The organism is Methylobacter sp. Wu8 (genome assembly GCF_036440755.1).
GTDB lineage: Bacteria > Pseudomonadota > Gammaproteobacteria > Methylococcales > Methylomonadaceae > Methylobacter_A > Methylobacter_A tundripaludum_A.
Genome location: NZ_JAZGVT010000068.1, coordinates 113,787 through 123,836 on the forward strand (window position 1 = coordinate 113,787; position 10,050 = coordinate 123,836).

Below are 10,050 nucleotides of genomic sequence, written 5' to 3' on the forward strand. Positions count from 1 at the left end.
CAAATAGCACATTAAATTTTAAAGATATGACATCGTTAAACAAATTACTGGACGCCTACCGTCAAGCCGCCCAAGCACAACGAGAAAAAGGCACTTATTTTGAAGACTTGATTATTTGCTACTTACGCAACGAAGCCAGTTATAAAGATTTGTATAGCGATGTTTGGACGTATGCGGATTGGGCAAAGGAACAAGGCATGGATGCCCGCGATACCGGAATTGATCTGGTCGCCAAAACAGCGGGAACCGATGAATACCACGCCATTCAATGCAAATTTTACGCGCCGGATTACCGCGTTCAGAAAAGCGATATTGACAGTTTTTTCACCGCATCCGGCAAAAAGCCTTTTACGCATCGAGTGATTATTGTCACGACCAATCACTGGAGCGAACACGCGGAAGACGCGCTGCAAAACCAACAACCGCCGGTCAGCAAAATAGACCTCAACGATTTGGAAAACAGCCAGATTGATTGGGCGCGTTATCAACCCGATCAAGCGCCGGTATTAAAGCCCAAAAAGACCATTCGCCCGCATCAGGAACCAGCGATAAGCAAAGTGACTGAAAAATTAGCCATTGCCGACCGTGGCAAGCTGATTATGGCCTGCGGTACCGGCAAAACTTACACCAGCCTGAAAATCGCCGAACAACTGGCAGGCAGAGGCAAGCGCGTGTTGTTTTTAGTGCCGAGTCTTTCGTTATTGTCGCAAACGCTGACCGAATGGACACAGGAAGCCAATGTACCGTTACACAGTTTTGCCGTGTGTTCGGATAGCGATGTGGGCAAAAAGCGCAAAAATGACAATGACATCGTGCAAACCTATACCCATGAATTACGCTATCCGGCCACCACCGATGCCGGACACTTAGCCAAGGAAATGAGCAAGCGCCATGACAGCCACGACATGAGCGTGGTGTTTTCTACTTATCATTCCATAGCCGTTATCAGCAAAGCGCAAAAAGAATATGATTTAGCCGGTTTTGATCTGATTATCTGCGATGAGGCCCACCGCACCACCGGCGCAACTTTTGACGGCGAAGACGAATCCAACTTTGTTAAAGTGCATGATGCTGATTTTATTCAGGCAAAAAAACGCCTGTACATGACCGCCACCCCGCGCATTTATGGCGATGTCGCCAAGGCCACGGCAGAAAAGGATAACGTTACCCTGTGCTCAATGGATGATGAAACGCTGTTTGGCGAAGAATTGCACGTTATCAGCTTTTCAGAAGCCGTGCGGCAAAAGTTACTGGTCGATTATAAGGTTATCGTGCTGGCGATTGATGAGGCGCATGTTAGCCAACGCCTGCAAAAATTGCTCGCCGATGATGAAAACCAACTGAAAGTCGATGATGCCGCCAAAATCGTTGGCTGCTGGAAAGCGCTATCCAAGCAAGGCGCAAGCGAAGACCTGACAGATGATAATGCAGCCATGCGTCGTGCAGTGGCGTTTTGTCAGGTGATTGAACCCAGCGACAAGGCGAAAACTCACAAGGTCAGCTCCAAGAATATCGCCCGCATGTTCAAAACCGTGGTAGATGCCTACCGGGAAGAAGAACTTAAACAAGGCCATATCGACCAACCCGCCTTAGCTTTGCAATGCGAAGCCGCACACATCGACGGCAGCATGAATGCCAGCGAAAAAGAAACGCAAATCAACTGGCTCAAAGCTGAAACGCCGGAAAGCACTTGTAGGATTCTCAGCAATGTCCGCTGTTTATCCGAAGGCGTAGACGTGCCTGCATTGGATGCGGTGCTGTTTTTAACGCCCCGTAACTCCCAAGTGGACGTGGTACAATCGGTTGGGCGAGTCATGCGACTGGCCGAAGGCAAAAAACGCGGTTATATTATTTTGCCGGTGGTCATTCCCGCCGGTGTTGAGCCGCATAAAGCGCTGGATGACAACAAAACTTACAAAGTCGTCTGGCAAGTGCTGCGAGCTTTGCGCGCCCATGATGACCGTTTTGATGCCATGATTAATAAGCTGGACTTGATCGGCAAAGATACTTCCAAAATGGAAATTATCGCCATTACCGACAAAATCAGCAAAAAAACCAAAAGCACTGGCAACAACAAACCGACCGGCCAAAACCAATACAACCTGGGCAAAAAAAACAACAAAGTTGCCGAAGACCACGGCCAATACGAAATCCCTTTTGAAGTAGACGACATCCAACGCGCCATATACGCCAAAGTCGTTAAAAAATGCGGCAACCGTAACCATTGGGAAGACTGGGCCAATTACATTGCCAAAATCGCCCGCACCCATATTACCCGCATTCAATCCCTACTGGATTCCCCGGAAAATACCGAAGAAATCGCCGCGTTTAACGCATTCGCCAAAGAATTGCGCGATGACCTGAACGATGCCATTAGCGATACCGAAATCGTTGAAATGCTTGCGCAACATTTAATCACCAAGCCGGTATTTGATGCGTTGTTTAAAGATTACAGCTTTGCTCAACACAACCCCATGTCGATTGCCATGCAGGATATTTTGGACAAGCTGCAAGCGCACCGACTGGATAAAGAAGCCGATACCCTGCACCAATTCTATGACAGCGTAAAAATGCGCGCCGAAGGCATCGACAACGCCGAAGGCAAACAAAAAATCGTCGTGGAACTGTACGACAAATTTTTCCAAAATGCCTTCCCGCGCATGAAGGAACGTTTAGGCATTGTTTATACCCCGGTTGAAGTGGTAGATTTTATTATCCATAGCGTCAATGACGCGCTACAAAACGAATTTGGGCAAACCCTGGGCGATAAAAACGTCCACATCATTGATCCGTTTACCGGCACCGGCACTTTTATTACTCGTTTGCTGCAAAGCGGCCTCATTAGCCCCAAACAACTGACCTACAAATACCAAAACGAGATTCACGCCAACGAGATTGTCTTGCTGGCCTACTACATTGCCGCCATTAACATTGAGGCGGTCTACCACGATATTGTGGGCGGTGAATATCACCCCTTCAATGGCATTTGTTTGACTGATACTTTTCAGTTATATGAAAAAGAGGATTTAGTCAGCCAGATGTTGGTAGACAACCACGCACGGCGTACCAAGCAAAAAGCTTTGGATATTCGCGTCATTATTGGTAATCCACCGTATTCGACAGGGCAAGAAAGCGCCAACGACAATAATGCTAATCTTGAATATAAATCTTTAGATGAAGCAATCCGTACAACTTATGCTGCAAACTCCCGCGACCTTGAAGAATGCTTTATATGATTCTTATATTCGCGCCATTCGCTGGGCAAGTGACCGCATTAAAGACGCTGGCATAATTGGCTTTGTTTCTGGCAGTGGTTTTATTGAAAAACCAGCAATGGACGGTATGCGTAGATGCTTAGCCGATGACTTTAGTAGCATCTATATATTTAATTTACGCGGTGATATTCGTAAAAATATGTTGAGTAAAGGTAAGGCTAAGGAGGGGCAAAATGTATTCGGTAGCGGTAGCATGACAGGTATTGCCGTTACCCTATTTATTAAAAATCCCAATGCTCAACAACAAGGTAAAATCTATTTCTATGATATTGGTAGCGACCTAAAACAAAATGAAAAGCTGGAAAAACTAAACTGCTTAAAAAGCATTAACGGTATAACAGCAACTCATGGCTGGAAATCCATAATACCCGACCTACATAATGACTGGATAAACCAACGTGATGATAGCTTTAGCGAGTTTATGAGCTTGGGGAATAAAAAAGACAAGGGGGCTGTAACAATTTTTGATTCATATGCACGGGGAATAATGACGTGTCGTGATGCATGGGTTTTTAATTATTCGAAGACGTTTTTACTGAGCAACTTAAAAAATATGGTTGATTTTTTTAACCAGCAGGTTTCCTCTTTCGAAAAAAATAATGATAAAAATATAGAGCTAGATAAATTTATAGATAATGATCCAACCAAAATAAGTTGGACTCGTGGATTAAAAAATGATGTTTTTAATAAAAGAATTTTAAAATTTGATAATCACAAGTTAAGAATATCAACATATAGACCATTTAATAAGCAATGGAACTATTTTGATCGTAGGTTTATTGATCAAATTGGAGTTATGCCTAAGCTTTTCCCTAATTTATCTGTTCATAATCGGGTAATTTGTGTTTCAGGCGTTGGCGCAAGAAGTGGCTTTTCAGTTTTAATTAGTCAAACCGTGCCTGACTTAGAAACAATTGAAAAATGCCAATGCTTCCCCCTAAAACTCTACGAACCAATACTTTGTAATGAACAACCGAACGGAGGGAAAACACAAGCCGATCTATTCGGCGACGAACAGACAGGGCAAACCATTGATGTTTTTGAATCAGCCGTGAATCAGTCCAGCTATACCGTCAAAGATGGCATTACCGATGCCGGTTTAGCTCACTTTCAGGCCACCTATCCTGATGCCAACATCGGTAAGGAAGACCTGTTTTATTACATCTATGGCTTGCTGCATTCCGAAGATTACAAAGCCCGTTATGCCGACAATCTCACCAAAGAACTGCCGCGTATTCCCTGTGTAAAAACCGCTGCTGATTTTTGGGCATTTAGTAAAGCCGGGCGTGAGTTGGCGACATTGCATATTGATTACGAAAAACAGCTGTTGTACCCGGTTAAGCTGGATTGTGGCAGTAAAGCCTTTGCCAGCCTGAACCCGGCGGATTTCTATGTCACCAAAATGAAATTCGCCAGCAAAGCCGATAAAACCACGGTGATTTATAACCATGCCATTACCATCAAAGACATTCCACTGGAAGCCTATGAGTATGTCGTCAACGGTAAACCGGCGCTGGAATGGGTGATGGAGCGCCAAGGCGTCAGCACCCATAAAGACAGCGGTATCGTCAACGATGCCAATGATTGGGCTATTGAGACCATGAAAAACGCCCGTTATCCATTGGAGCTGTTTCAGCGAGTGATTACGGTCAGCTTGGAAACCATGAAAATTGTAAAAGCTCTGCCACCCTTAGCAATTGGCAATTAAGAGAAAACTATGGAGGAATTTGATTATGTTGGTTTGCGGGATGGGGAAAAAATGGATTCAATGGAATATTCGATATTAAACGACAGATTAAAATTGGAAAGCATGGATTATTGGCGTTTATGCGATGAATTAACTATCGTACAGGCAGCCTTATTAGTAGTTGGTGAAGACCCTTCAACAGGAAATGCCTATGTAGAAAATTGGGACTTACATAATAGGCCTACTGGTTATGAAGCAGCTAAGACTGCCATTTCTAACGGGCTTAAAAAAAGTGCCATTTCAGGCAACCTAATTCCGCATTATGATTTGGATATAAACGGCAATGTTTGTGGTGAAATACCGGGAACTATTGACGTTGCACTTTCAACGGTTGACGTTGAATCTTTGCGGAATTGGTTAAGTAATAGAGGGTTTCTCAGAGGATTCTTCTTTCCGATAGTCAGAGATAATCCAGATTACCTTAGCCTAGATCATCCTAGATATGCTCCAAAACTAGCAGCAGCGGTAAGAGCATGGCAAGCAATGGAAGACGAAAATTTGCGGCGTGGGAAATCAGTAAAGTCGGCAATGGAGCAATGGCTAACAAGTAACTATAAGTCACTTGGTTTAGTACATAAGCGGAGTAGCGATAAACATGGCTACAATGCTGGTGATATGAATAAATCAGCTATTACTGAGGCGGCCAAAATTGCTAATTGGGAGGAAGACGGAGGCGCTCCAAAGACTCTTTGCGATTAACCTACCCACCCCCTAAAAGCCTTGTTTTTATTGGCTTTCAATACTTGTGCGGCTTTTAACCTACCTAACCTTACCAAGAAAAAGCTGCACACTATTCAAATTTTTTGAGGGTGAGTTTTTTGAACTTACCCAGCTATTTAAGCATTGCGGATGGCAATAAATTATCCCGGACATTAACAACCGGGAGTAATCCACAATGCACCAACTACCCCAAACCGGCTATTTACGCCTTCCCCATATCATCGGCAATCCAAAAGCCGAGCCGCCAATACCCGCCGTTATTCCGGTAGGCAAATCGACCTGGTGGCAAGGCGTCAAAGATGGCCGTTTTCCTAAACCCGTCAAGCTTGGCCCTAGAACAACCGCTTGGCGCGTGGAAGACATCCGCGCGTTGATCGAAAACATGGGTTAAGGGGGAAGGAATGACTAACAACAAAAAAGCCGCCAGGGATGGCGTTCCCCAAGCGGCCTTGACTACACTATTTTACAGTTGCCATTTTAGCCCAATCCTCAACCGCTTGAAAGCCGCTGTTTACCGGCTGGCCCCTTCGACTGCATGGATGCAGGAGGTAGAGCGCTGTCGGGAACAAGCGCCGAGGTTGTTTTTCTTGGGGATGCTGCATGGTTGACGCTATCGAATCTTTTAAAACTGCAATGCAAGCTTATGGACTGAATCCGCTGGACACGATCCAGCCGGGCAAGTTTCATCGTTTTCCCGGACTCGACAAAAAACGGGGTGATGATTCAGCTTGGTGCAAATTGTTCGATGATTTGCGCGGTGGCGTGTTTGGTGATTTTTCCACTGGCTTAGATGAGCATTGGCAGGTTGAAACAACCGAACACGCCTATAGCGACGAAGAGCGGGCGGCCTTTAAGCAACGCCTTGAAGCCGAACGCAAGGCGCGGGATGCAGAACAGTTGCGCCAGCAGGAAGCGGCGGCGATTAATGCCGGTGATGTTTTAGCGGCGGCTGGCACTGATCCAAGCCAACATCCTTATGCACTGAAAAAAATCGTTGATTTTGGCCCAAGGGTGAAACGTGGCGCATGGCCGCAACGTGGCTGGTTAGATGCTTTGCTGATTCCGATTTATAGCGTTGATGGCAAAATCTGGACATTGGAGGCGATCAATCCCGAAGGCGAAAAAGACTATCTGAAAGGTGGCCGCAAGCGTGGCGGTTTTCATCCTCTGGGCAAGATACGCGGCGCTAGTCGGGTGTTGATTGGCGAAGGTTTGGCAACGGTGGCGGCGGTTCATGCGGTTGATGCTGCGCCAGCGGTGGCGGCAATGGATGTGGGCAATTTATCCGCCGTGGCGCTGGCTGTGCGTAGCATGGCCCCAAATGCCGAATTGATTCTGTTGGCGGATAACGACATCAAAGCCGATGGCAGCAATCCGGGGTTGAGAGCAGCCACGGAAGCGGCGCAAGCCGTCGGTGGTTTTGTCGCAGTGCCTGATTTGGACGGTCAAAAATGCGATTTTTGGGACTTGTGGCAGCAACACGGCGCGGATGCGGTTAGGGATGCACTGGTTAAAATCCGCGATGTTGCGACCATGACAGTTGCGACAATTGCGACAATTGCGACAGATGAAAGCATTGATAGCCATTGGCCGAAACCGCAACCCTTAACCGCTAAAATAGAGCCGGAAACTTATCCGATTGATGCGTTGCCGGATGTTATCCGGGCAGCGGCAGAAGAAGTCGCCGGATTCGTCAAAGCGCCGTTTCCTTTAGTCGCCGGTTCTGCATTGGGGGCGCTATCGCTGGCAATCCAAGCCCATTGCGACATCAAACGCGCTGAACGGCTTACCGGGCCGATAGGTTTGTTTATGTTGAGTATTGCCGATTCCGGCGAACGCAAAACTACTTGTGACGGTTTTTTTACCTCAGCCATTCGTCAATATGAGGCTGAACAAGCGGAATTGGCCGCGCCCTTGCTGAAAGACTACGCGGCGGCAATGGCGGCTTGGAATGCCCAGCGGGAAGGCATTTTGTCGGCGATCAAGGAAGCCGGAAAAAAAGGCAAGGACGCTGGCAATTTGCGGGATGATTTAACCGCACTGGAACATGATAAACCGGAAGCGCCGCGCATTCCCCGATTGATATTGGGCGATGAAACCCCGGAAAACCTTGCCTTTACCCTGGCTAAAAATTGGCCGTCGGCAGGCGTGGTATCGAGTGAAGCGGGCGTGGTGTTTGGGGCGCATGGCATGGGCAAGGATTCTGTGATGCGCAATATGGCTTTGTTAAATGTGCTATGGGATGGCGGTTCATTATCGATTGGGCGGCGTTCGTCGGAATCGTTCACCGTACAAGGCGCACGGCTTACCGTGGCTTTGCAGATTCAGGAAGCGACTTTACGGGCGTTCTTTGATAAGTCCGGCGGTCTGGCAAGAGGTACCGGCTTTTTGGCGCGTTTCTTGGTGGCATGGCCTAGCTCAACCCAAGGTTATCGGCCTTTTACCGAACCGCCGGAAACTTGGCCTAAGCTGGCGCGGTTTAATCAACGCATAACTGAGATATTGAATACAGCGACACCGATCAATGACGGCAAGTTGGAACCGGCTATGCTGACATTGACCCCAGCAGCGAAACAAGCCTGGATAGCCTTTCATGATGCTTTAGAAGCTGAACTGCGATCCGGCGGCGAACTATTCGATGTTCGGGATGTTGCCAGTAAAACCGCTGATAATGCGGCAAGGTTGGCGGCGCTATTTCATGTGTTTACACACGGCATGGGCGGCGCGGTGGATGTGGATTGCTTTGAAGGTGCCAGTCGAATTGCCGCTTGGCATCTATCTGAATCCAGACGCTTTTTTGGTGAACTGGCTTTGCCGGTAGAATTGGCGAACGCGACGCGTTTGGATGCTTGGCTTGTCGATTATGGTAAGCGGGAACGGACGCATATTATCCCCCGCCGTGAAGCACAACGATTCGGGCCGGTTCGTGATAAAGACGTACTGAAACAAGCTTTGCAAGAATTAGACGAGTTAGGTCGGGTGCGTTTGCTGATGGAAGGACGCCGAAAAGATATTCTTATTAATCCCGCTTTGTTGGCTGGTGGTCAGCAATGATACTTTCCAGTTTGATCCACAAAAACAAATCGGGACAGGTTGCGACGTTGACAGTTGCGACACCTGCGGCACTTGAAACGCAAAAGGTTGGAACTGTCGCAAAAGTCGCAACTGTCACAGTCGCAAACACTGAGATTGAAAAAGTTGTCATTGGCGAACTACCCAATGATGATCTGTTCTTTGCCGATGACCGGCGGCATTGTGCGGAATGCTGCAATCTGTCCGGCGGTCGCTGTTTGGCAGCATGGCGCGGTGAAATCGTAGCATCAAGACAATATCGACCTATCGATGATTTACCAAGGCGCTGTGAAGGTTACGCGCCCAAATCCAACGACCCCGACCAACGCACCGGCAAACAACGCTGGCCGGAACTAAACCCATTGAGGAAATAACATGGCGAAACGTAAACAGCAATCTTTAATCAAAGGCAACGCAAACCACAGCCGAACCGAAGGCGATTATATGTCAACCTTGCTTGATACAGTGTCGCTGGAAGACTGGCAGGATGTTGTCAATAGCACTTTAGCAGCCGCTAAACAAGGCGATGCTCAGGCACGGGCATGGTTAGCCCAATACCTTGTCGGCAAGCCAGCGGGCAAAGCCCCCACGCCATTAACGGTGGTGGTTCAGCAACTAAATGGTGACAATCCTTTGGTTAATAAGTTAGCAAATCAGGTAATAAATCAACATAAATACCCAGCTTTACATGAAGATGATGCCTGGGAAGACCAAATTAAGGCCATTATTGCGACAGAATTGGCGGAAAAAATACCTGCTCTAAAAACCATCTCTAACCCTGATACGGCAAGGCTTTCAGAGAATTTTGACTATAACTAAAGCGGTTAATTTGACTAATGATTTCGGAAAATAAAAAATGGTGGTGATATGGGCGGGTACGGTAGCGGTAGAAAATTTGGGGCTGATTGCACGGATGATTATCGGTCGCTTGATGTCAGACGCTGGCAGCGGGATGGCTATTTAGTACCTGGACAGAAGCTTGATTGGCAATGGTTACAGAACGGAAAAAAGATTGCGGCTATTGATGTTAAAGTTGAGGTTGGACAAGTACGTTTGATTTATAACTACCGTAGAAATGGGGAGGACTGGGAAAACCTTGATTATCCAGTAAAGTTACAAAGGCGGATTCAACTCCGAAGTGCAATCCTAGTAATCATGCGGCATCCCTCTCTTGTTCAGGAAAAAAGACCTCATGAGGTGTTTTAAAATTGAGTGTTTTTCGAGGGCGATGGTTGA

The 10,050-nt window shown here is 47.1% G+C and carries 9 protein-coding genes; all 9 read left to right on the plus strand.

Annotated elements, in window-relative coordinates:
• Positions 1-26: 26 nt before the first annotated feature.
• The 9 genes from V3O24_RS12735 to V3O24_RS12775 all read left to right on the plus strand — a co-directional run bounded on the left by V3O24_RS12735 (position 27) and on the right by V3O24_RS12775 (position 10,020).
• Positions 27-3,236 carry a DEAD/DEAH box helicase family protein gene (locus V3O24_RS12735; RefSeq protein ID WP_331307511.1) on the plus strand — a complete coding sequence of 1,070 codons (3,210 nt, stop codon included), beginning with the start codon at positions 27-29 and terminating at the stop codon, positions 3,234-3,236.
• On the plus strand, positions 3,196-4,983 hold the full coding sequence (locus V3O24_RS12740) for a type ISP restriction/modification enzyme (protein WP_331307512.1): 1,788 nt from the start codon (positions 3,196-3,198) through the stop codon (positions 4,981-4,983). The genes V3O24_RS12735 and V3O24_RS12740 overlap by 41 nt, the downstream gene beginning before the upstream one ends.
• 9 nt (positions 4,984-4,992) lie before the next feature.
• Entirely contained in the window at positions 4,993-5,721 is a 729-nt protein-coding gene (locus V3O24_RS12745) for a hypothetical protein (protein ID WP_331307513.1), read from the plus strand.
• A gap of 196 nt (positions 5,722-5,917) precedes the next feature.
• Positions 5,918-6,133, plus strand: a complete 216-nt coding sequence (locus tag V3O24_RS12750; RefSeq protein WP_331307514.1) for an AlpA family phage regulatory protein — start codon at positions 5,918-5,920, stop codon at positions 6,131-6,133.
• A 10-nt stretch (positions 6,134-6,143) separates the two neighbouring features.
• A complete protein-coding gene (locus V3O24_RS12755) occupies positions 6,144-6,350 on the plus strand; it encodes a hypothetical protein (RefSeq protein WP_331307515.1) in 207 nt (68 codons plus the stop codon).
• Positions 6,343-8,796, plus strand: coding sequence for a DUF3987 domain-containing protein (locus V3O24_RS12760; protein ID WP_331307516.1), 2,454 nt, complete (start codon positions 6,343-6,345; stop codon positions 8,794-8,796). The genes V3O24_RS12755 and V3O24_RS12760 overlap by 8 nt, the downstream gene beginning before the upstream one ends.
• Complete coding sequence (locus tag V3O24_RS12765) at positions 8,793-9,188, plus strand: hypothetical protein (RefSeq protein ID WP_331307517.1); 396 nt, start codon at positions 8,793-8,795, stop codon at positions 9,186-9,188. Before V3O24_RS12760 ends, V3O24_RS12765 begins: the two co-directional genes overlap by 4 nt.
• Before the next feature lies 1 nt (position 9,189).
• Positions 9,190-9,633: a hypothetical protein gene (locus V3O24_RS12770; RefSeq protein ID WP_331307518.1), complete on the plus strand. Its 444-nt coding sequence runs from the start codon at positions 9,190-9,192 to the stop codon at positions 9,631-9,633.
• A 48-nt stretch (positions 9,634-9,681) separates the two neighbouring features.
• Positions 9,682-10,020, plus strand: a complete 339-nt coding sequence (locus V3O24_RS12775; protein WP_331307519.1) for a hypothetical protein — start codon at positions 9,682-9,684, stop codon at positions 10,018-10,020.
• Positions 10,021-10,050: the final 30 nt, after the last annotated feature.